The 19618-nt window shown below is 60.3% G+C and carries 23 protein-coding genes; 13 read left to right on the forward strand and 10 right to left on the reverse strand.

What is annotated here, in order from left to right; translation table 11 throughout:
• Positions 1-51: 51 nt before the first annotated feature.
• Complete coding sequence (locus C4Q27_RS25445; protein ID WP_014591125.1) at positions 52-930, reverse strand: LysR family transcriptional regulator; 879 nt, start codon at positions 928-930, stop codon at positions 52-54.
• A gap of 107 nt (positions 931-1037) precedes the next feature.
• On the opposite strand from C4Q27_RS25445, the gene C4Q27_RS25450 reads away from it, so the two are divergent.
• Positions 1038-2039: a zinc-dependent alcohol dehydrogenase family protein gene (locus C4Q27_RS25450; RefSeq protein ID WP_064490611.1), complete on the forward strand. Its 1002-nt coding sequence runs from the start codon at positions 1038-1040 to the stop codon at positions 2037-2039.
• Positions 2040-2235: 196 nt separating this feature from the next.
• Here the strand turns inward: C4Q27_RS25450 and C4Q27_RS25460 are convergent, their stop codons facing one another.
• The 4 genes from C4Q27_RS25460 to C4Q27_RS25475 all read right to left on the reverse strand — a co-directional run bounded on the left by C4Q27_RS25460 (position 2236) and on the right by C4Q27_RS25475 (position 4656).
• Complete coding sequence (locus C4Q27_RS25460; protein ID WP_019438508.1) at positions 2236-2751, reverse strand: GrpB family protein; 516 nt, start codon at positions 2749-2751, stop codon at positions 2236-2238.
• Between the two features lie 118 nt (positions 2752-2869).
• Positions 2870-3418, reverse strand: a complete 549-nt coding sequence (locus tag C4Q27_RS25465) for a histidine phosphatase family protein (RefSeq protein ID WP_104887884.1) — start codon at positions 3416-3418, stop codon at positions 2870-2872.
• A gap of 17 nt (positions 3419-3435) precedes the next feature.
• Positions 3436-4464 (reverse strand): SDR family oxidoreductase, encoded by a 1029-nt coding sequence (locus tag C4Q27_RS25470; protein ID WP_064490609.1) that lies wholly within the window; start codon positions 4462-4464, stop codon positions 3436-3438.
• 3 nt (positions 4465-4467) lie between these two features.
• Positions 4468-4656, reverse strand: coding sequence for a hypothetical protein (locus tag C4Q27_RS25475; protein WP_104887554.1), 189 nt, complete (start codon positions 4654-4656; stop codon positions 4468-4470).
• A 117-nt stretch (positions 4657-4773) separates the two neighbouring features.
• On the opposite strand from C4Q27_RS25475, the gene C4Q27_RS25480 reads away from it, so the two are divergent.
• Positions 4774-5655: a LysR family transcriptional regulator gene (locus C4Q27_RS25480; protein ID WP_104887555.1), complete on the forward strand. Its 882-nt coding sequence runs from the start codon at positions 4774-4776 to the stop codon at positions 5653-5655.
• 65 nt (positions 5656-5720) lie between these two features.
• On the opposite strand, the gene C4Q27_RS25485 is transcribed toward C4Q27_RS25480, so the two are convergent.
• Positions 5721-6164, reverse strand: a complete 444-nt coding sequence (locus tag C4Q27_RS25485) for a helix-turn-helix domain-containing protein (RefSeq protein ID WP_020190213.1) — start codon at positions 6162-6164, stop codon at positions 5721-5723.
• 114 nt (positions 6165-6278) lie between these two features.
• Here C4Q27_RS25485 and C4Q27_RS25490 point away from each other — a divergent pair, with 114 nt between their 5' ends.
• The 4 genes from C4Q27_RS25490 (at position 6279) to C4Q27_RS25505 (ending at position 9905) form a co-directional block, all read left to right on the forward strand.
• A complete protein-coding gene (locus tag C4Q27_RS25490) occupies positions 6279-7277 on the forward strand; it encodes an NADP-dependent oxidoreductase (protein ID WP_104887556.1) in 999 nt (332 codons plus the stop codon).
• Positions 7278-7323: 46 nt separating this feature from the next.
• The gene (locus tag C4Q27_RS25495; protein WP_020190215.1) at positions 7324-8118 is read left to right on the forward strand and encodes an SDR family oxidoreductase; all 795 of its coding nucleotides are present in this window, start codon (positions 7324-7326) and stop codon (positions 8116-8118) included.
• 40 nt (positions 8119-8158) lie between these two features.
• Positions 8159-9226 carry an alkene reductase gene (locus C4Q27_RS25500; protein WP_064490605.1) on the forward strand — a complete coding sequence of 356 codons (1068 nt, stop codon included), beginning with the start codon at positions 8159-8161 and terminating at the stop codon, positions 9224-9226.
• Positions 9227-9425: 199 nt separating this feature from the next.
• Positions 9426-9905 (forward strand): MerR family transcriptional regulator, encoded by a 480-nt coding sequence (locus C4Q27_RS25505; protein ID WP_104887557.1) that lies wholly within the window; start codon positions 9426-9428, stop codon positions 9903-9905.
• 15 nt (positions 9906-9920) lie between these two features.
• Here the strand turns inward: C4Q27_RS25505 and C4Q27_RS25510 are convergent, their stop codons facing one another.
• Both C4Q27_RS25510 and C4Q27_RS25515 read right to left on the reverse strand, forming a co-directional pair.
• Positions 9921-10847, reverse strand: coding sequence for an acetoacetate decarboxylase family protein (locus tag C4Q27_RS25510; protein WP_104887885.1), 927 nt, complete (start codon positions 10845-10847; stop codon positions 9921-9923).
• Between the two features lie 114 nt (positions 10848-10961).
• Complete coding sequence (locus tag C4Q27_RS25515; RefSeq protein ID WP_064490604.1) at positions 10962-11765, reverse strand: type 1 glutamine amidotransferase domain-containing protein; 804 nt, start codon at positions 11763-11765, stop codon at positions 10962-10964.
• A gap of 300 nt (positions 11766-12065) precedes the next feature.
• Between C4Q27_RS25515 and C4Q27_RS25520 the strand changes: the two genes are divergently transcribed.
• Positions 12066-13322 carry an NADH:flavin oxidoreductase/NADH oxidase family protein gene (locus C4Q27_RS25520; RefSeq protein WP_064490603.1) on the forward strand — a complete coding sequence of 419 codons (1257 nt, stop codon included), beginning with the start codon at positions 12066-12068 and terminating at the stop codon, positions 13320-13322.
• Positions 13323-13489: 167 nt separating this feature from the next.
• Entirely contained in the window at positions 13490-14032 is a 543-nt protein-coding gene (locus tag C4Q27_RS25525) for an AAA family ATPase (protein ID WP_020190221.1), read from the forward strand.
• 62 nt (positions 14033-14094) lie between these two features.
• Here the strand turns inward: C4Q27_RS25525 and C4Q27_RS25530 are convergent, their stop codons facing one another.
• The gene (locus C4Q27_RS25530; protein WP_104887558.1) at positions 14095-14553 is read right to left on the reverse strand and encodes a hypothetical protein; all 459 of its coding nucleotides are present in this window, start codon (positions 14551-14553) and stop codon (positions 14095-14097) included.
• 230 nt (positions 14554-14783) lie between these two features.
• Positions 14784-15683: a LysR family transcriptional regulator gene (locus tag C4Q27_RS25535; RefSeq protein WP_064490601.1), complete on the reverse strand. Its 900-nt coding sequence runs from the start codon at positions 15681-15683 to the stop codon at positions 14784-14786.
• Positions 15684-15776: 93 nt separating this feature from the next.
• Here C4Q27_RS25535 and C4Q27_RS25540 point away from each other — a divergent pair, with 93 nt between their 5' ends.
• The 5 genes from C4Q27_RS25540 to aroE are packed head-to-tail and all read left to right on the forward strand — an operon-like array spanning position 15777 to position 19615.
• Positions 15777-16724, forward strand: a complete 948-nt coding sequence (locus C4Q27_RS25540; protein ID WP_020190223.1) for a ketopantoate reductase family protein — start codon at positions 15777-15779, stop codon at positions 16722-16724.
• On the forward strand, positions 16721-17119 hold the full coding sequence (locus C4Q27_RS25545; protein WP_010953899.1) for a VOC family protein: 399 nt from the start codon (positions 16721-16723) through the stop codon (positions 17117-17119). Before C4Q27_RS25540 ends, C4Q27_RS25545 begins: the two co-directional genes overlap by 4 nt.
• Positions 17116-17571, forward strand: a complete 456-nt coding sequence (locus C4Q27_RS25550; protein WP_060537967.1) for a MaoC family dehydratase — start codon at positions 17116-17118, stop codon at positions 17569-17571. Before C4Q27_RS25545 ends, C4Q27_RS25550 begins: the two co-directional genes overlap by 4 nt.
• On the forward strand, positions 17568-18800 hold the full coding sequence (locus tag C4Q27_RS25555) for a CaiB/BaiF CoA-transferase family protein (protein WP_064490600.1): 1233 nt from the start codon (positions 17568-17570) through the stop codon (positions 18798-18800). The genes C4Q27_RS25550 and C4Q27_RS25555 overlap by 4 nt, the downstream gene beginning before the upstream one ends.
• Positions 18797-19615 carry a shikimate dehydrogenase gene (gene aroE, locus C4Q27_RS25560; protein ID WP_064490599.1) on the forward strand — a complete coding sequence of 273 codons (819 nt, stop codon included), beginning with the start codon at positions 18797-18799 and terminating at the stop codon, positions 19613-19615. Before C4Q27_RS25555 ends, aroE begins: the two co-directional genes overlap by 4 nt.
• Positions 19616-19618 lie beyond the last annotated feature (3 nt).

The raw sequence follows: 19618 nt of genomic DNA on the forward strand, positions 1-19618 counted from the left end.
CCGACTTGCACGCCAGGGAATGAGCAAGGTCCTGCGCCTCATCGGGGTGGCCTACACGTTCTCCCGAAGAAAATCGATGAACGCCATCGTCCTTGCCGAGCGGCGCCGCTCACGGCTGAACACGGCGCTGACCGGCAGCGCGGTCGTCTGGTATTCGTCGAGCAGGCTACACACGCCACCCTGCTCGAAGTCCGCAGCAAACAGCCACTGCGGAGACAGGGAGATGCCCAGGCCTCCGAGGACCATCTCACGAATGGCCTCGCTGTTGTTGCTGGTGACGTTGCCTTTGATTGCAACCTCAAGTGCTTCGCCACGATGGGTGAAGTGCCAGCGGTCGTAATGCTCAAGCAAGGTGAAGGCGATGCAGTTGTGGCCTGCCAGTTCGGCGGGCTCGCGTGGCTGGCCATGGCGATCGAGATAGGCCGGTGCAGCATAGACTCGCCGTGTGCTGGTGCCCAGGGGCACGGCCACCAGCCCCTCGCTCTTCACCACACCAATGCGGATGGCCAGGTCGATGTTTTCCATGAGCAGGTCTTCGTTGTAATCGTTCAGGCGCAGGTCAATCTGCACATCGGGGTGGCGCTGTAGAAAAGCCCCGATCAGGGGCGCTATGCACAGCCTCCCATAGCTGACCGGTGCGGCTATTCGCAGGGGGCCGGCGATCTGCTCCTGGCCGCTGGCGAAGCTGCGCGTGGCATGCTCTAGCTGGCTGAGAATCTCTTGGCAGTGGCTGTAGAAGCGTTGCCCTTGATCGGTGAGGGCGAGGTGCCGGGTGCTGCGGGCGAACACGGCTCCGCCCAGGTACTGCTCCAACGCACGTACCTGCTTGCTGACTGCCGGCTGCCCCATGTTCAGCTCCCGAGCCACTGCGGAAAACGAGCCGCGCTCCACGACGCGCACGAAGATGCGCATGCTGTCGAACAGGTCCATCGCTATTGGGCCTCTTTGGGGAATAAGTAATATCCAAATTTAGTTTCTTATCGGAATGAGGAAGACGGTGCAACCTGTAAGCGTCCACTCATTCAGAGGTTCCCGTCATGAATCAGACCATGCTTGCCGCTATCGCCGAATCCGCCCAGACCCCGCTGGTCGTGCGCCACATCGCCCGCCCTGTGCCCGGTAAGGGACAGGTTTTGGTGCGGATTCACGCCGCCGGGGTCAACCCGCTCGACACCAAGATTGCAATCGGTGCGGGTGCTCACGCCCGCCAGGAGTTGCCGGCCGTGCTCGGCCTGGATCTCGCCGGTACGGTCGTCGAACTGGGCGAGGCAGTTGATGGCTTCACGCCTGGCCAGGAGGTCTTCGGCATGGCCGGCGGAATCGGCGGCGCCCAAGGCACCCTGGCCGAATACATCGCCGTGGATGCCAGGCTGATTGCATCTAAGCCGCATGCACTCGGCATGCGTGAGGCTGCCGCGCTGCCGTTGGTATTCATCACCGCCTGGGAAGGTTTGGTAGATCACGCCAATGTTCGTAGTGGTCAGCGTGTGCTGATTCATGGCGGCGCAGGTGGCGTCGGCCAAGTTGCGGTGCAATTGGCCAAGGCTCGCGGTGCCGAAGTCTACGCCACCGGTTCCGCGGGCAGTCTAGACTTCATTCGCTCGCTGGGGGCCACGGCAATTGACTATCAGGCGCAGGGTGTAGAGGCCTATGTCGAACAATTTACGGCCGGGGAAGGTTTCGACATCGTTTATGACACCGTCGGCGGCAGCACGTTGGACGCGTCATTCAAGGCAGTAAAGCCTTATACCGGGCACGTACTCAGCTGCCTCGGTTGGGGCCAGCACAGTCTCGCGCCTTTATCCTTCAAAAGTGCCACCTACTCGGGCGTATTTACCCTGGCACCGCTGCTAACCGGCAAGGGACGCGAACACCATGGAAGCATCCTGCGCGAGGCTGCCGTTCTGGCCAATGCCGGGCAACTGGCGATCCGGGTGGACCCGCAACAGTTTGCATTGGATGAGGTCAACGACGCATTCCGACAGGTCGCCGAAGGTCGCGGCAGGGGCAAGACGGTTATCCAGTTGATAAGTGAATAGTCTCCTGAGCTTTATGTATCAGTAATTACCCGCCGGAAACGCCCGCTTCAAGCCTTGATGGCAAGTGATCATGAAAGTCCTTCCTTGATGTGAGGGCTTTGTTCCAGGCGGTGCCGGCGGCCGGCCAAGCTGGCCGCAATCGAAGTGGTGACTTCGTCGCTACTGTCGGGACGAAAGGGTGTGCCAGAAAAACCGATCATTCACGCGTGGTTATACCGGCATGAAGCAGCGCCGCGATAATGAAAGGAGCCTTTTTCTCTAGATACTCAGCCATCCCACCCGTATTGCTCGACTCCAACTGAAGCTTCAGCGTTTCATACTGTTGGCGGATCGAGGCATCGCGCCTAAGCAAATCTCTGAACCCCAGCATCTGAGTGATCGTCAGGTGGTCGCGGGTACAAACATGGAGCTTGTGCGTGCGAATCCCATCCACATTGCGCCGGTAGAAATGATGGCCCTCTGACAGATCACTTCCCCGTACATACCCCAAAGCCATCAACACCTCGTCCCGCGTCGAGGTATTGCGATGCGCGTGAACCTCAATGAGCACATCCAGTTCGGGCTTCGCCGCCAGCCCTGGGACAGACGTGCTTCCAACGTGGTGGATAGCAATCAGTTCAGCGTCGAATGCCGAGGCAATGAGTGGCTTGTCTGTCAGGAAACGGGCGGGCCATGTGGGATCGTAGGGGGTAATCTTGCTGGTCAGTGCCATGTCCGTTCCTTGGCGATAACTACATGAGGCGCCGGATTGTCCATCAAGGCGTGTGCATTTGCCACCGACTTACAGGGCAATCACTGTCGCCGAGATGTGTCTTCGGAATCCGGGCGATTCACGCTTCAACACCCGCATATCGATAGACCGTCGCACTCCAATACTGGCTGCCGCTACGCGTTTGGCGTTTCCATCCGTCTGCCATCAGTTGTTTGGAGATCATCCGGTTCATGAAACCGTGACCGAGCAATAGAACGGGACCTTCGCTGGCAAGCGATTGCAGCCGTTGCGCTGCCACGTTGGCGCGGATCCTCGCAGTGCTTGCAGATTCGACGCGGCGTGAGTAGCCGCACAGCCATAAGACGCGAAGGATAAATGCCCAGGTAAACGGCGATAACCGTGGCAGCCTCCAGTGAGCATAAGGCAGTTGCGCTTCACAGAAGAGCGCGTCGACCAGAGTTGGCTTGAGACCGAGCGCCTGCAGGGAGGTCAGCGCACGTGGCGCACTACTTGAGACAATTACCGTGGCGGTTGCGGCGAGCTGCCTGCTGGCTTCCGGAATTGGCTGGTGGGTAATTTCGGACTGATTGTATTGTTCGATCCAGTCTTTCATTTGGAGCGCTGACATTTTCTCGGCTGCGACCAGTTTTGGCTGACCGTGGCGCATCAGGATTATTTCCCCGCTCACAGTAGGCTGCCTTTTTCAAACCAGCCGTGATCACGGTACCACGCCACGGTATCGGCGATTGTCAGCTCTAGTGCCCGGAAACTCAGCCCAAGCTCCTGTTCACTCTTGCGGTGGTCGAAACGGGTGCGGTCCTGCTCTCGAACCAGTAGACGCAACGTGGCCATGCTCAGCAGAATGGGTCTGCCGGTCAGGCGCGCGTAGATCTCCTGCACAGCCGCCAAGGTGTATAGAAAGGGCAGCGGTATTTGTCGGGCTGGTGTCTTGACGCCCGCCATGCGTCCTAAAACAGGCATCAGTTCGCGCATTGTCATATGTCGACCCGCCGCGAGATAGCGCTCACCTCGGCGCCCATGTCTGGCTGCGGCAATTTGTGCCAATGCCACATCGCGGGCATCGACAATGGAAAAACTGCCAGGGATCAACCCGGGCAAATTGCCCTGTACCACATCGTTGACCAATTGCCCCGACGAGGTTGGGCCAATGTCGCCAGGCCCCCACATCCAGCCAGGCAGGACCATACAGGCATGCATCTGGGGGTGGCTCTCAAGGAACGACAACACGACACGGTCAGCGAGGATCTTGCTGCGGTAGTAGTCATCGGCGTCGGCGTCAGCCCTCAGGCAGTTCTCCTCGATGGACGTGCCAGGTGCGCCGTTGAGCACAGCAATGGAAGACGTATGGATGAACCGACGTATGCCGGCCCCGTAGGCCTGCTCAAGCAGGCGCCGCGTACCCGACACGTTTATCTGTTCGAGTTCGTTCCAGTGGCTGCCGCCCTTGTAGCTATCGCGGAAGAACGCGGCTGTGTGAAATACCGTATCGCAGCCTTGCAGCGACGCTGCGAATGCGTCGACCTTGGCCATGTCCCCAACGACCAGTTCCACCCCCGGCAGATTGTTGAACTGCTGTTCACCTTTGGCTTTTGAGCGGACCAGGCCTTTGACCGTGTAGCCGCAAGCGACCAATTCACGCACCAGGTTGTTGCCCAGCAAGCCGGTTGCTCCGGTCACAAATACGCTGCGCATGGCTCAAGACCCTCGCTGTTCGGTTAACGGCAGCAACACGGCGCTGTCGAAAAAGGCCTTGTCCATGACGACAAGACCCATGGTATCGAGGTGGATGCAATCGTCGCCAACCACTGCAAGCAACGCCTCTGGATCTGGTCGATTGAAAGCGCCAAAGGCGTGCTGCGAATAGGCGTTGGGGGAGAGAGTCATAAAGTCCGGTCCATTCGTATCGAAGGGCAATAGATATACCTTTGAGGGTGCTTTCGAAAAACAGCAATCACTGCATAATGGCTTTGCATATTCGCAAAGCCAGGAATGACTGACAGTATGACGTTGCACGCAAATTGGGATGATCTTCGCCTTCTGCTGGCCGTCTCGCGACGTGGCAGCTTTCTTCAGGCGGGACAATTGCTCGGTATCGCAGCTTCTACCTTGTCACGCCGCCTGACCCAACTTGAGGTTGCAGTGGGCGAGCCACTTGTCGAGCGCGGCGTTGAAGGGTGCCGGCTGACGTCCCGGGGGCAATCCCTGGTGGAAGTTGCTATCGCTGCAGAATCAGGCCTGAGGCGGCAAACCCTTTCTGGCACATCGCAGCAGCCTACCGAGCTGTCCGGTAGTGTGTTGGTCAGTGCAGGGGAGGGGTTCTCGGATTACGTTCTGGAGGCGATAAGGCGCTTTACATCCCTGCACCCGCGTTGCTCCGTGGAGCTAACGGTGGCAGCCGACTTTCACAAGATCGCCCGCGGCGTGGCAGATGTTGCTGTGCGCACCGCCCATCTGGGGGAACCGTCACTGATTTATCGACCGATTGGCCGGCTCGCCTACGGCATCTTTGCTGCCCCGGGTTATCTGAAGCAATTTCCAGGCGTGACGCTTTCCACGGCGGTCAGTATTTCCTTGCTTCCCCCGCTGGATATCTTGCCGCAAATGCGAGCGGCAAAGGCCGCAGGTCTGGACCGCGCGCAGATCAGCGTGAACTCATTCGCCGTGCAGCTCCAGTCGGTGAGGCGAGGGATGGGGGTGGCTGTGCTGCCCCGTATCGCGGCTACCGATTTGGTCGAGCTGTTCCCGCATCTCCAGCTTCCAGATATGGAGATCTATTTGGTGACCCGGCCTCAGGCCTTGAAGCAAGCTCACATCAAATGCTTTTTTGACACCTTGGAGCGGGTTCTGCTCGAAGCCCTGTCCTCGGCACATGTTGACGGTTGATCCAGCAGCACCCTGATCACTGCGCAGCACCTCACCGACCGCCGACCAAGGCTGCAGAGGTCGTGTCAACTTTCCTCAGGTGTGACAATGCGCAGGGGGCGCGTGCCGATCTTTGCCCCCGTAATCTCGTCCACGGCGACAGCTTTGATTTCTGTGCCTGTTTGCGCATCGAAGAAGCGCGTCAGCTTACCACCGCCTCGGTATTGCCGGCCCCATGCACCAATCATGAACAGCACAGGCAGAAAATCGCGACCCGCAGCGGTCAGCAGGTACTCCTCCCTAGGCGGGTGCTCCGAGTAGCGCCGCTTCTCCAGTAATCCTTCCTCCGTCAGTGTCGCCAGCCGGCGGGTCAGCATTGTCGGTGCAATACCCAGGCTTTTCCTGAATTGGTCAAAGCGAGAAAGGCCGGCATGGGCATCACGCAGGATCAATATGCTCCAGGCATCACCGGCAACTGCCAGGCTGCGGGCGATCGGGCACGGGTTATCGCAACTATTTTTCACGTCCATACTATTTTGATAGTGACCTGCCTGCGAAAGGGTAGTATTGTCTGTATCAAATCGATAGTAACACCTCGATGACGAGCCATCCACCCGCAAAAACCAATGATGAATAGCCGAACCATGCAAGCACTGACCTTCAAGCGCTACGGCAAGTCACCCGACATCGGGTTGGCCGACGTTCCCCGCCCCACGCCAAAGGCTGACGAATTACTGGTGCAAGTCCACGCTGCCGGCCTGAACCCGATCGACAACATGATTCCAACGGGGATGTTCAAGCCTGTATTGCATTTCCAGCTGCCAGCCACCCTGGGCAGCGATCTGGCCGGCATCGTGACCGAGGTAGGTAGCAATGTGACCCGCTTCAAGCCAGGCGATGCTGTCTTCGCCAGCCTCTTCGATCTTGGCACAGGGGCGATTGCGCAATTCGCGGTTGTGCCGGAAAGCGCCGCCGCGCTGAAACCGGCCAATCTGAGCTTCGAGCAGGCGGCGTCGATCCCGATGGTCGGCCTCACCTCATGGCAAGCGCTGAAAGAGCGCCTCAAGCTTCAGGCCGGGCAGAAGGTGTTCATTCCTGCCGGGTCGGGCGGTATCGGTACGTTCGCAATCCAGTTGGCCAAACACCTCGGTGCAAAGGTGGGCACCACCACCAGTACAGGCAACGTTGACCTGGTGCGCGCTCTGGGGGCGGACGAGGTTGTGGACTACAAGACGCAGGATTTCGAGACCGTGCTGCGCGACTACGACGCGGTGCTCGGAACCGTAAGGGGGGATGCGATTGAAAAATCCTTGTCCATCCTCAGACCCGGAAGCCAGATTGTCTCGCTCATTGGCCCACTGGATGCTGCGTTCGCCCGGGCCAAACGCCTGAACCTCCTCCTGACCTTCGTGTTCGGCCTGATGAGCCGCAAGATCATGCGCCTGGCAAAGAGGCGGAATGTCCAATACTCGTTTCTTTTCGTGCAGCCCGACGGTGCCCAACTCGCCGAAATCGGCAAGCTTTTGGATGCCCAGCAAATTCAGCCGGTGATCGACCGGGTATTTCCGTTCGAGGACGCAAAGGGTGCGCTTGAGTACCTTGCTCAAGGGCGCTCCAAGGGCAAGGTCGTAATCAAGATGTGACTGCCGCCGTATTTCTCACACAACCATCGACATAAAGGTAACTTCCATGACCACCCGTCCGACCGTACTCATTACTGGCGCCTCCAGCGGCATTGGCGCCACCTACGCCGAGCGTTTCGCCCGTCGTGGCCACGATCTCATCCTTGTGGCGCGCGACACATCGCGCATGGAGGCGCTTGCATTACGCTTGCGCGAGGAAAGCCATGTGGCCGTTGAGGTGCTGCCAGCCGACCTGACCAGCTCGGCAGACCTGTCCGTGCTTGAAAGTAGACTGCGCGACGACGCCAATATCGGCGTGTTGATCAACAACGCGGGTATGGCCCAATCGGGTGGTTTCCTCGACCAGTCCGCTGAAGCTATTGAGCGCCTTGTCACGCTCAACACCACCGCGCTGACGCGGCTCGCTGCTGCAATCGCGCCGCGCCTCGCGCAGTCGGGCACTGGTGCGATCGTCAACGTGGGGTCAGTGGTGGGTTTTGCGCCCGAGTTCGGCATGTCCATCTACGGCGCTACCAAAGCCTTCGTGCTGTTTCTGTCACAGGGGCTGAGTCAGGAGCTGTCACCCAAGGGCGTCTACGTGCAAGCGGTGCTGCCGGCAGCGACCCGCACCGAGATCTGGGCGCGTGCCGGCATTGACGTCAACACACTCCCGGAGGTGATGGAGGTCGGTGAGCTGGTCGATGCTGCACTTGTCGGTTTCGACCGTCGCGAGTTGGTAACCATCCCGCCACTTCATGTTGCCGAGCGCTGGGATGCGCTGGAAGGTGCGCGTCAAGGGCTGATGTCTGACATTCGACAAACCCACGCGGCTGAACGATATCAGCGCCCACTGAACGCGTGATTGTGTACGAATGATCGAATCCGCCACCCAGGAGACTTCCATGAACGACCGCTTGTTCACCCCTGCGCAGCTCGGCAACCTCACACTGAAGAACCGCATTGTTATGGCGCCGCTGACCCGCAGCCGCGCGATCGGCAACCAGCCCAATGAACTGATGGCAGAGTACTACCGCCTTCGGGCGGATGCCGGACTGATCATCACCGAAGGCACCTCTCCATCACCCAATGGCCTGGGTTACCCACGTATCCCTGGCCTGTTCAACGAAGAGCACGTGCAAAACTGGCGACGCGTGACCGATGGCGTTCACCAAGCCGGCGGCAGGATTTTTGTGCAGTTGATGCACACCGGGCGGGTCAGCCACCCCGCGAACCTGCCGGCAGGCGCCCGCGTCCTGGCACCTTCGGCGATTGCCGCTCCCGGCGAGATGTGGACCGACAGCGAGGGCATGCAGCCGCATCCTGTCCCACACGCCATGAGCGAGGCGGACATCGCCCAGAGCATCAGCGAATACGCAGCTTCGGCCAAACTGGCGATACAAGCGGGTTTCGATGGCGTCGAATTGCATGCAGCCAATGGCTATCTGATTGACCAATTCCTCAATACCGCATCCAACCAGCGCAATGATCGCTGGGGAGGCCCGGTAGAAAACCGCATCCGCTTCGCGGTCGAAGTTGCCAAGGCAACGGTCGACGCCATTGGCGCGGAACGGGTTGGCATGCGTATCTCGCCGTATGGGGTTTTCAACGGCCAACTACCGGATGCCGATATGGACGCAATGTACCTGGGCCTGATTGAGGCATTGAATGCGCTTGGCCTGCTCTATATCCACATCGTCGATCACAGCGCCATGGGGGCGCCCGAAGTCAGCCCCGAATTGAAATCCGCGATCCGCGCCGCTTTCACCGGCCAGTACATACTCTCCGGTGGCTATGATGTCGCCCGCGCCAATGCGGACCTCGACGCGCAGCGTGGCGACCTGGTGGCTTTCGGTCGTCCGTTCATTTCGAACCCGGACCTGGTCGCCAAGCTAGCGTCGGGACAGCACTTGGTAGAACCTGACAGTTCGACCTTTTATACACCCGGAGAAAAGGGATATACCGATTATTGAGGTCTGTCGTCCTGTCAGACCCGACCCAGGCGGGCGGTTACCCATGCAGTGTCCATCCCAGACCCCAATCGTCCGCGCTGAGCGGCCTCCGCTTACCCCATGAATTTCCGTGGCGACCAAGTCACACGTTGTGCTTGGCCGCCCGATGACTTCAGGTTTAAAGTCAACTTTAAGGTCAATAGGTTTTTCAGGGTGAGGTATGAGAATAGGTGAACTGGCAAAAATCAGTGGACTGGCTCCGTCACGCATTCGATTCTATGAGGCCAGTGGCCTGATCAGCTCCGTCGAGCGCAAGGCCAATGGATACCGGGACTATGCGGCTGATACCGAATGGGTTCTGCAACTGATAACCAGCGCACAGGCGGCGGGTTTTTCTCTTGAGGAGATCCGGCAACTGATGCCGATGAACGCCAGTGGCTGGCGGCACGACGAGTTGCTCACTGGGCTCAAGCAAAAGGTTGAGGAAATCAGTGCGCTGGAGGAACGGCTAGCACAAAACAAAGCGCAACTTCTGCTCGTCATCGAAGGCATCGAGGGTAAGCCCGAAGGCATGGCGTGCGCGGACAATGCGCAAATGCTGATAAATCGTTTGCGTGAAGAAGGGGTTGGCCAAGCGTCCGGCAAGCGTGCGGTAACGTCTTCCACAAGAAAAAACACCCGCCAGGCTTCCGGGGCCTGACAGGCGCAAAAGGTCTCAACGCTCGCCAATCAGGCCGGCGAGCGGTTTGGGTGCATAGAGCGCACTCTGGAACTCTGGCACGTATTCGTACTTCATCATTTTCCCAAGCTTCAGGGTGCGGAGGTAATTCGACAGACTGCCGTCGCCTAGTGTGAGGGTGGCTGAATCTGCGTCGCGGCTCGAGCCGTGACGGAGTTGGCGGGAAACCGCATAACCGTATGCCAAGTGGCCCTGATGATCGAGATTGGTGAAGCTGCTGGTGACGATATCGACTTCGCGTGAGAGCTTGTCGAGTTTCTTCGCTTTGAAGGACACATCGACTTTTCCGGTCTGGCTGTCGGTGATGTCATAGACCACAGACTGGGCATCTTCTTTGCGGTCGATACCAGTCAGCCATTTAGGCAGGTTGTAACCGACGACACCACGCACCCGTGCAAGCTCGGTATTGACCGGCAGCTTGAGCACATAGCCCCAGAAGTCGCCGGACATCGACTGGCCAATCAGTGTGAACGGACCCAGATTGGCTTTGCCTGGCGTGTTGGTAATGATCGACACCGCCACTTCGTTATAGGCGTCGTTATCACAATGCTCATAGGTGTATGCAGTAAACGCAACCAAGCCACGGCCTGGCCAGACTTGCAGGGGAGATGCGGTTGCTAGTACTTCCGGCGGCATCAATGCCCGAAGTGCGTCCAAGTCGGCCGTGTAGACAGCCGTTACCCGACTGTTCTGGTAATAAAAGTTCGGGGAGTATGACTCGAAGCCGATGTCGACCTTGTGCTTTTCCAGTCCTTTGAACCAGCTCAAATCAACACCCGGCAGCTCTGCTGCAATCACCGACAAGGGCGGGTTCGAGCGATAACGGTCGTACAGGCCGCCTTTGACGACCGGCACCGGGTGGCCTGCGATTTCGATTGTGTTGGTTTCAGTCGACGTGAGCATTTCAGGCGTCCCCGCCAACCCTTGGTTGGCAATTGAGCTGAACAGCAATCCTGTTAATGCGGTGCTTGCAAGTTTCAATCGGTCTTTCTCCGCGGGTGGGAACAACTTGAGGGTTCAGCGAGCTACGTTGTCGCCAGAGAGCACCGCCATCACCGCTTCAGCTACGGCTTTGGGTGATTGAGGGTTTTGGCCGGTGACAAGCCTTCCATCCGTGATGGCAAATGACGTGAAGGGCAGCCAGCCTTTGCGGTACCGAGCCCCCTGACTCACCAACTTGTCCTCAAGGAAGAAGGGCACCTGGCTTTTCATGCCGGAGAACAGTTCTTCGCGATCAGAGAAGCCGGTGATGTTCTTGCCCTTGATGATCAACTGGCCCTTTTCATCCTTCAGATCCAGCAGGCCCGCTACGCCATGGCAGACGGCCGAGACGATGCCACCCTGGTTGTAGATGGTTTCGGCGACACGTCGCAGGTCGGGATTATTGGGGAAGTCCCACATCACGCCATGGCCCCCGGTGAAGTAGATGACGCCGAACTGGGACGGATCGATATCGGCGATCGGCAGCGTGTTCTGCAAGCGGGCGCGAAAGGCCGGGGACTGCAAATGCTCACGCGCGGCTTTGTCCATGTACAGCCAACCGAGACTGCGCTCGTCCAGTGGCACCGCACCGCCTTTGGGACTGGCAAAAACTGTGCTGTAGCCAGCCGCCTCCACCACATCGGTGAAATGCGTCAGCTCAGTAAGCCACAACCCCGTGGAATCGGTGCGTGAGGGATATCTGGCGTGATTGGTCATGATCACCAGAATCTGGCGATTCTTGGCAGTCGTTGTGGAAGCGGCGGTGCCAGCATTTGCAAATGTCATGAAAGCGCTACCTATCAGTACCAACGCATAAGAAACAAAGGTCTTGAGCATCATCCGAGCTCCATCACTCAAGCAGGCCAGTGCATGCTCACCTTAAACCTCGCTTTAAGGTCAATCCCCTTGCTGCAAATAATGTCCGATGCATTTGGCGCTGGGTTTGATTCGCGCTCGAGCTTTTCACCCGGTACGGCCAAGACTTCGATTGAACACTCCCCACTCGGTTGTTGGACGCCCATCGGGTGACGCACTTGCCAGGTGCCGGCGTATTGGAAATCGACTGACCTTGAAAAAGGTATTGACCTTAAAGTTGACTTCAAACTTAAGGTGGCCTCATATCCAGTTGAGGACTGCTCCATGAATGTGTTCGACACCCTGATGCTTCCCAACGGTTCGACCGTCAAGAACCGTATCGCCAAAGCCGCCATGGAAGAGAACATGGCGGATGCCGACCAGGCGCCTTCCGAAGCACTCATGCGTCTCTATCAAGCGTGGGCCGACGGTGGTGCCGGCCTGATTATCACTGGCAATGTGATGGTCGACGGCCGCGCCATGACCGGGCCGGGTGGCGTGGTATTACAGGACGATCAGCAACTGGACAAGTTCAAGCGCTGGGCGCGTATTGGTCGATCCGGTGGTGCGCAGTTCTGGTTGCAGATTAACCACCCAGGGCGGCAGATGCAGTCCAATCTTGGGCAAAAAACCTGGGCACCGTCAGCCGTGCCGCTGGAACTGGGCAAATTGTCCAAGCGTTTTGCCACGCCTCACGCGATGCCACTCGGCGTGATCGAAGAGGTTATTCAGCGCTTTGCGAACACCGCACGCCTGGGCGAACAAGCCGGATTCACAGGTGTGGAGATCCACGCTGCCCACGGCTATTTGTTGAGCCAGTTCCTTTCGCCGCTGACCAACCAAAGGACGGACGAGTGGGGTGGCTCTCTGGAAAACCGGGCGCGCCTGTTGCTCGAAATCGTCAAGGCGGTCAGGGCCGTGGTTTCTGTGGATTTTGCAGTGGCGGTCAAACTCAACTCCGCCGATTTCCAGCGCGGAGGGTTCACCACCGAAGACGCGAAAAAGGTCGTTGAGTGGCTCAACGACCTGGGCGTAGACATGGTGGAGTTATCGGGAGGCAGCTACGAAGTACCCGCCATGCAGGGTGACGCGCGCGATGGTCGCACCCTGGCTCGCGAAGCGTATTTCGTCGAGTTCGCCCGTGATCTCCAAACCGTTGCCAAAATGCCGGTGATGGTCACTGGCGGTATACGTCGGCGCCCGGTGGCCGAAAGCGTCGTGCAGAGCGGTGTGGACATGGTGGGTATCGGAACGGCGTTAGCCATCGATCCGCACTTGCCTCGTGACTGGTTGCAGGGCAAGGACAACGCCCCTCAATTGCCGCCGATCACCTGGAAAAACAAGGCCATCGCATCCTTGGCGAACATGGCAGTAGTGAAGTTTCAACTGCGCAAACTCAGCCGGGCTAAAAAGCCCGATCCGAGCGTTTCGCCGTTGCGCGCGCTGATCCAGCAACAGCTCTTCATGGCCTGTCGCGCTCGCCAGTATCGAAGATGGGTTGAAACGTCTGCGCATTACAACGGCCTGGAAGACGCAAGATGACGCTGGCCAGACCTGCGTTGCACCAGACTACGCCCTGGTTCATGAAGATGTCCTCGGCGAGTTCATCACCCAATGCCGCGACGCTGTTGCCCGTGCCTTGACCGCGTCGCCCATTGCCGTAAAATCGCGCGCCCGAAATTCAGTAGGCATGGCGAGAGGGAGCTTCAATGCAACGGGTGATGATCATTGGTCAGCCAGGGTCTGGGAAAAGTACCCTGGCGCGCAAGCTTGGCGAGCGCACAGGCTTGCCGGTCGTGCATATCGACACGATTCATTGGCAGCCAGGGTGGGTCGAGCGGAGCCGCGACGAGAAGACGCGTCTTTGTCATGAGATCGAGGCCCGTGAGCGCTGGATCTTCGAAGGCGGGCATTCGACCACATGGAACAACCGGCTGGCCCGCGCTGACATGTTGATATGGATTGATCGCTCGGCGCCGCTCCGATTCTGGCGCGTGCTCCGCAGAACAATGTTGAACCGCGGTCGATCCCGGCCTGACTTGCCGGAAAACTGCCCGGAACTGCTGGCCAACCTGCCGGAGTTTTTCAGGTTCATGTGGCGGACGAAAACCTCGTCTCGGGAGGCGATGAAGCGATTCGTGGCGACGGCCCCGTCGGGCTGTCGCGTGGTCTGCCTGCGGACCAATCGGGATACCGATGTTTTTCTCGCGAGTATGGGCACGCAGCCGGATCAGGTCGTGCAAGGTCATTGACTGAATCGCCGGTGGTTGCGAAGACATAGGAGTTGAAAAGTCGGATTTCCAGCCCGCCAGAACTAAGGCACAAACTGCTTTGATGCGCTGGCAATGCGTTGGTACTTACGCTGCTGCCGTTTAATGCTGCGGATATCCAGAAAAAATATCTCTGCGCTACGCCAAAGCAGCATCCACGCGGTGACAGTAACAACGCCCACCGAGATGGTGCCTTCAATGCCCAGCGCTGTGCCTGCCAGCACCAAGGCTAGCGCCAAGCCCAAGAGTGTCAGCGCCACCAGCTGTTGGGTGCGAATATCCCCTCCGAGTTGTTCCCTCTTTTGCGCAAAGGTATTTTTGATCGCTTGCTGCAGGCGTTCTCGCTCGTCTTCCGGGCAACGGATGTGCAGGCACAGTTCGGGGTGGTACCAGGCGCTATCTGACAGATAGTCCGCCAGTTCGGGGCTTAACTTGGGGTTTTCCGGCGAGGCAAACGGATTGAGGGAACCGTCGGTGATCGTCAGCTCGATTATTCTAGTCATAACGAACCTTTACCTGGTTGAGCTTTGAACGGAGATTTCAGTGTCCGAGGTAAAGCTAGTCGCAAGACAACTGCTCTGCCCGATCGGCAGTTGCGCGCGCGGTTGCAGAAGCGGATTTATCCGGGATCCGTGACTGATCTCTGTCCCTCCCGAAGATGGGCTTGCGGCCATGGCGGATGGCCTGAATCACATCAGCTATCCAAGTCGAAACGGGGTCATGCTTGGCTGGCTCACTGAAACAATCCGCGAACGACCTCCCTCAACCATCGATTTCCATTGTCCTGATGATAGCGGGCATGCCAATGCTGTTTGACCGTGAATCCCTCCACTTCGAACGGGCAGTCATGCACCTGTAGCCCATGCATATCGGCCAGTGTCTGCCCGATATGCCGCGGCAAGGTGCCCAGTAGGTCGGTAGTCCCGATTATCTTCCCCAACCCGAGAAACGCTGGCAGCTCGAGCATGATCCGCCGTTCGATCCCGGCCCGCGCCAATCCTGCTTCCAGCAGCTTCTGCCCGGTGCCGAAACTGATCTGCACATGCCCCTCGGCCCGATACCGCTCCAGGCTCATGCCATCGCCCAGGCGCGGATGCTGCGGGTTGCTCAGGCACACCCAGTCCTGCTCGAACAGCACCTGCTGATACATCCCCCCGCCCAGCCAGGGCACGAAGCCGATGGCCAGGTCCGCTTCGCCCGATTCCAGCGCGCTCTCGGTATTGCCGTCGATCCGCGCCGCCTCCAGGCGGATGCCCGGCGCATGGCTGCGCAGATGGTTGAGGATGCTGGGCAGCAAGGTGATGTGGCTGGCATCGCTGACACACAGGCGAAAACGCCGCTGCGCTGTGGCGGCGATGAACTGCGGCTCCCAGGCGGTCAGCCGGCGCAGCGATTCCAGCACCTCGCGGCACGGCCCTATCAGCTGATCGGCGCGCGGGGTAGGGGCCATGCCGCCCGGCGTGCGCACGAACAGCGGGTCGTTCAACTGCTCGCGCAGGCGCGCCAGCCAGATGCTGATGGTCGGCTGGCTCTGCCCCAGCTGTTCGGCGGCACGGGTCACGTTGCGGCATTGGTACAGCACGTCGAACAGCTGCAGCAGCTTGGGTTCGGGCAGGGCCTCCAGGGCAGTCATTATTGAAATTCTCAATAGCTGTATTGAGGCCATTGTATAGCGCAAATAAACCCCGCTGCATAAGGTGATCGCAAATCACAGGAGGTCTGCGACGTGAAAATCTGCATTCTGGGCGCCGGTGCACTGGGTTGCGCCATCGGCGCGGCCCTGAGCGAGGCAGGGCATGAAACCTGGCTGCTGAACCGTGGCCGCGCGCATGTCGAGGCGATGAACCAGCATGGGCTGCGGGTGCAGGACGAACGGGGCGAGCGCTATATACCGGTCAACGCGGCCATCGAAGCCGAAGACGTTGGCGTGACCGATTTGGTGGTGGTGCTGGTGAAGTCGTTTCACACTGCCGAGGCCATCGCCGGTGCCCTCGCGCTGATAGGCCCACAGACGCTGGTGCTGTCGCTGCAGAACGGGCTCGGCCACGAGGACATCCTGGCCGAAGTGGTGGGTCGCGAGCGGGTGCTGGCTGGCAAGACCTATGTCGGCGGCGTGCTCCTCGCACCGGGCTCGATCCGCGCCGGTGTGGCCGGCAAACAGACTTTCATCGGCGAGCTCGACGGCCAGCTGACGCCCCGCGTGCAGGCCATCGCCGAAGCGTTCAACAATGCCGGGCTGGCCACCACGGTCAGCGACAACATCCTCGGCACCATGTGGGACAAGCTGCTGGTCAACGTCGCCACCGGTGCGTTGAGCGGCATCACCAGGCTCAGCTACGGCCAGCTGTACAGCGAGCCGCTGCTGGAAAGCACCGCCAAGGCCGCCGTGGCCGAGGCCATCGCCGTGGCCGAGCGCGCCGGCATCCGCTTGAGCCTGACCAGCCCCGAGGCTGCCTGGTCACTGGCCGCCGAAGGCCTGCCGGCGAGCTTCCGCACCTCGATGCTGCAGAGCCTGGAAAAAAACTCGATCACCGAAATCGACTTCATCAACGGCTCCGTCGTGCGCTGGGGCCAGCGCCATGGCGTGGCCACGCCGGTCAACGCGACCCTGGTGGCCTGCATCAAGGGTATCGAGCGCGCCATGGCCGATCACCAGAAGGGAGAAACCCCATGAGCCAGCCAAAAGCCTACCTCGAACACGTGGCGTTCTGGGTGCAGGACATTCAGTGGCATATCCGCTTTTTCAGCGAGGTGTGCGGCATGACCATGCGTGAAGTGCAGGGTGACGTCGAGCAACCGGCGCAGTACTGGACACTCGGCGGCCTGCAGTTCATTCACCAGCCGGACTTCGCTGGCCCGGAAGGGCGCCTGGCGCACCTGGGCATCATGTGCGAAGACCTGGAAGCGGCGCTGGCCGCCGCCCAACGCTTTGGCGTCAGTGAGATGCCCCAGGGCCGCAACTGGCTGCGCCTGCCTGATGGCCTGGCGGTGGAGTTCATCCAGGCGCTGCCGGCCAAATGCGTAGCCCAGGCACTGGCCATCGACCCGCGCGCGGAGGTGCAGGCATGAGCGTGATTGAAAAGTACTGGGACGATGCCCGCGAAGGCGATGAGTGCATCAGCCCGACCTACACCGTGACCCGCGAACGCATCCTGGCCTACGCCGACCTCACCGGCGACCACACCCCGGTGCATGTCGATGAGGCCTACGCCAACGCCAGCCACTTTGGCTGCCTGGTCGCCCACGGCCTGTTCGGGCTGTCGATCGCCGATGGCCTGAAGACCCAGTGCGAGTACCGCTTCGTGCCGGGTATGTCGCTGGGCTGGACCTGGGACTTCGTGCTGCCGATCAAGGTCAACGACGTGCTCCACGTACGTATGCGGGTGGGGGCGATGCGTCCGAGCAACAGCCGACCTGGCTGGGGCATCGTGGTGCTGCCTTCGGAGCTGATCAACCAGCACGGTGAAGTCGTGCAACGTGGCGAGCACCGGTTGATGGTGCCGCGGAGGGCAGCAGCATGAACCAGGCATTGCCATTGGCGGGTATCCGCGTCATTGACTACAGCCACTTCCTCGCCGGCCCCTATGTCGGCCGTTGCCTGGCGGCGCTCGGCGCAGAGGTGATCAAGGTCGAGCGGCCGGGTAGCGGCGACGCTGGCCGCCAGCATGCGTTCACCCTGGACGACCAGCAGAGCGGCTATTTCCTGCAGCTGAACATGGGCAAGCAGGGCGTCAGCGTCAACATGAAGGACCCGCGCGGCAAGGCGTTCATGCAGCGCCTGACCGATTCGGCCGACGTGTTCATCGAGAACTACCGCCCCGGCGCCCTGGACAAGCTGGGCCTGGGCTACGCCGAGCTGTCGGCGCGCAACCCGCGCCTGGTGTACTGCTCGATTTCCGCCTACGGCCATACCGGGCCGGACGCCCACCGCGCCGGCTTCGGCCTGATCGCCGAGGCCAAGAGCGGGATCATGCAGATGGTTGGCGTGCCGGGCGAGGCACCGCCGCTGCTGCGTATTTCCCTGGGCGACATGTACACCGGCATCCACGCGGTGGCGGCGATCAATGCCGCGCTGCTCGGTCGGGTGAGCAGTGGCCGTGGCCAGCACATCGACATGGCGCTGTACGACACTCTGGTGTCGATGCACGAATACGCGGTGCAGTGTTACACGCTGTCCGGTGGCACTGTGTTGCCCCAGCAGACCGGCCACGACATGCCCACCTCGACCCTGTACGGCGTGTTCCGCGCCACCGACGGCGACCTGGTGATCGCCGCCCAGGTCGATGATGCCTGGCAGCGCTTCGCGGTCATGCTCGAAGCCAACGGCGGCCCGCCCGGGTTCGGCAGCGACCGCCGCTACCACAGCCTCAACGGCCGCAACGCCCACCGCGAGGCGATCCTGGCGGTGGTCCGCGACTGGGTCGGCGCGCGTCGGGTGGCCGAGATCCTCGCGTTGCTCGATGCCATCGACATCCCCAGTGCCAAGGTCCAACGCATCGACGAAGTGCTGGCCGACCCGCAGATCCAGGCACGCAACATGGTCATCGAGCAGCAGCACCCACGCTACGGCACGCTGCGCCTGGCCAACCTGCCGTTCCGCTTTTCCGACTGCGATACCACGATTCACCAAGTAGCCCCGGACCTTGGCCAGCATAACGCCGAAGTGGCCGCCGGGCTTGGCTTCAGCCCTGAAGAAATCACTGCCTTGCAGGCGGATGGCGTGTTGTTTACCCACGGAGATGCACGATGAGCGACCGCTACGCAGTGATCGGCCGACCGATCAACCACACCAAGTCCCCGCTGATTCATGGCCTGTTCGCCCAGGCCAGCAACCAGCAGCTGGAATACGGAGCTATCGAAGGCTCGCTGGACGACTTCGAAGCCCAGGTACTGCAGTTTCGTAGCGAAGGCGGGAAGGGCATGAACATCACCGCCCCGTTCAAGCTGCGTGCCTTCGAGCTGGCCGACCGGCGCAGTGAGCGGGCGCAATTGGCACGGGCGGCCAATGCGCTGAAGTTCGAGGATGGCCGCATCGTCGCCGAGAACTTCGATGGCATCGGTTTGCTGCGGGACATCGAGGAGAACCTTGGCGAGCCGCTGCGCAACCGCCGTGTGCTGCTGCTGGGCGCTGGCGGCGCGGTGCGCGGGGCATTGCTGCCGTTCCTGCAGGCGGGGCCTCGCGAGCTGGTGATCGCCAACCGGGACATGGCCAAGGCGCTGGCGCTGCGTAACGAGCTCGATCACCCGCGTCTGCGCATCAGCCGCTACGAAGCGCTGGAAGGGCAATCGTTCGACATCGTGGTCAACGCCACCTCGGCGAGCCTGACCGCGGACTTGCCGCCACTGCCGGCTGATGTGCTGGGTGAGGCGGCCCTGGCCTACGAGCTGGCCTATGGCAAAGGCCTCACGCCTTTCCTGCGCCTGGCTCGCGAGCAGGGCCAGGCGCGCCTGGCCGATGGCGTCGGCATGCTGGTGGAGCAGGCCGCCGAGGCGTTCGCCTGGTGGCGCGGGGTGCGGCCCGACACACGTGCGGTGATCGATCAGCTGACGATTCCCCTGGAGTAGGTC

It is taken from the genome of Pseudomonas sp. SWI36 (genome assembly GCF_002948105.1).
Classification (GTDB): domain Bacteria; phylum Pseudomonadota; class Gammaproteobacteria; order Pseudomonadales; family Pseudomonadaceae; genus Aquipseudomonas; species Aquipseudomonas alloputida.

What these genes read in the sequence shown, in the direction of transcription:
- C4Q27_RS25445 (WP_014591125.1), bottom strand. Translation starts at nt 930, where the DNA reads ATGGACCTGTTCGACAGCATGCGCATCTTCGTGCGCGTCGTGGAGCGC.
- C4Q27_RS25450 (WP_064490611.1), top strand. Translation starts at nt 1,038, where the DNA reads ATGAATCAGACCATGCTTGCCGCTATCGCCGAATCCGCCCAGACCCCG.
- C4Q27_RS25460 (WP_019438508.1), bottom strand. Translation starts at nt 2,751, where the DNA reads ATGGCACTGACCAGCAAGATTACCCCCTACGATCCCACATGGCCCGCC.
- C4Q27_RS25465 (WP_104887884.1), bottom strand. Translation starts at nt 3,418, where the DNA reads ATGCGCCACGGTCAGCCAAAACTGGTCGCAGCCGAGAAAATGTCAGCG.
- C4Q27_RS25470 (WP_064490609.1), bottom strand. Translation starts at nt 4,464, where the DNA reads ATGCGCAGCGTATTTGTGACCGGAGCAACCGGCTTGCTGGGCAACAAC.
- C4Q27_RS25475 (WP_104887554.1), bottom strand. Translation starts at nt 4,656, where the DNA reads ATGACTCTCTCCCCCAACGCCTATTCGCAGCACGCCTTTGGCGCTTTC.
- C4Q27_RS25480 (WP_104887555.1), top strand. Translation starts at nt 4,774, where the DNA reads ATGACGTTGCACGCAAATTGGGATGATCTTCGCCTTCTGCTGGCCGTC.
- C4Q27_RS25485 (WP_020190213.1), bottom strand. Translation starts at nt 6,164, where the DNA reads ATGGACGTGAAAAATAGTTGCGATAACCCGTGCCCGATCGCCCGCAGC.
- C4Q27_RS25490 (WP_104887556.1), top strand. Translation starts at nt 6,279, where the DNA reads ATGCAAGCACTGACCTTCAAGCGCTACGGCAAGTCACCCGACATCGGG.
- C4Q27_RS25495 (WP_020190215.1), top strand. Translation starts at nt 7,324, where the DNA reads ATGACCACCCGTCCGACCGTACTCATTACTGGCGCCTCCAGCGGCATT.
- C4Q27_RS25500 (WP_064490605.1), top strand. Translation starts at nt 8,159, where the DNA reads ATGAACGACCGCTTGTTCACCCCTGCGCAGCTCGGCAACCTCACACTG.
- C4Q27_RS25505 (WP_104887557.1), top strand. Translation starts at nt 9,426, where the DNA reads ATGAGAATAGGTGAACTGGCAAAAATCAGTGGACTGGCTCCGTCACGC.
- C4Q27_RS25510 (WP_104887885.1), bottom strand. Translation starts at nt 10,847, where the DNA reads ATGCTCACGTCGACTGAAACCAACACAATCGAAATCGCAGGCCACCCG.
- C4Q27_RS25515 (WP_064490604.1), bottom strand. Translation starts at nt 11,765, where the DNA reads ATGATGCTCAAGACCTTTGTTTCTTATGCGTTGGTACTGATAGGTAGC.
- C4Q27_RS25520 (WP_064490603.1), top strand. Translation starts at nt 12,066, where the DNA reads ATGAATGTGTTCGACACCCTGATGCTTCCCAACGGTTCGACCGTCAAG.
- C4Q27_RS25525 (WP_020190221.1), top strand. Translation starts at nt 13,490, where the DNA reads ATGCAACGGGTGATGATCATTGGTCAGCCAGGGTCTGGGAAAAGTACC.
- C4Q27_RS25530 (WP_104887558.1), bottom strand. Translation starts at nt 14,553, where the DNA reads ATGACTAGAATAATCGAGCTGACGATCACCGACGGTTCCCTCAATCCG.
- C4Q27_RS25535 (WP_064490601.1), bottom strand. Translation starts at nt 15,683, where the DNA reads ATGACTGCCCTGGAGGCCCTGCCCGAACCCAAGCTGCTGCAGCTGTTC.
- C4Q27_RS25545 (WP_010953899.1), top strand. Translation starts at nt 16,721, where the DNA reads ATGAGCCAGCCAAAAGCCTACCTCGAACACGTGGCGTTCTGGGTGCAG.
- C4Q27_RS25550 (WP_060537967.1), top strand. Translation starts at nt 17,116, where the DNA reads ATGAGCGTGATTGAAAAGTACTGGGACGATGCCCGCGAAGGCGATGAG.
- C4Q27_RS25555 (WP_064490600.1), top strand. Translation starts at nt 17,568, where the DNA reads ATGAACCAGGCATTGCCATTGGCGGGTATCCGCGTCATTGACTACAGC.
- aroE (WP_064490599.1), top strand. Translation starts at nt 18,797, where the DNA reads ATGAGCGACCGCTACGCAGTGATCGGCCGACCGATCAACCACACCAAG.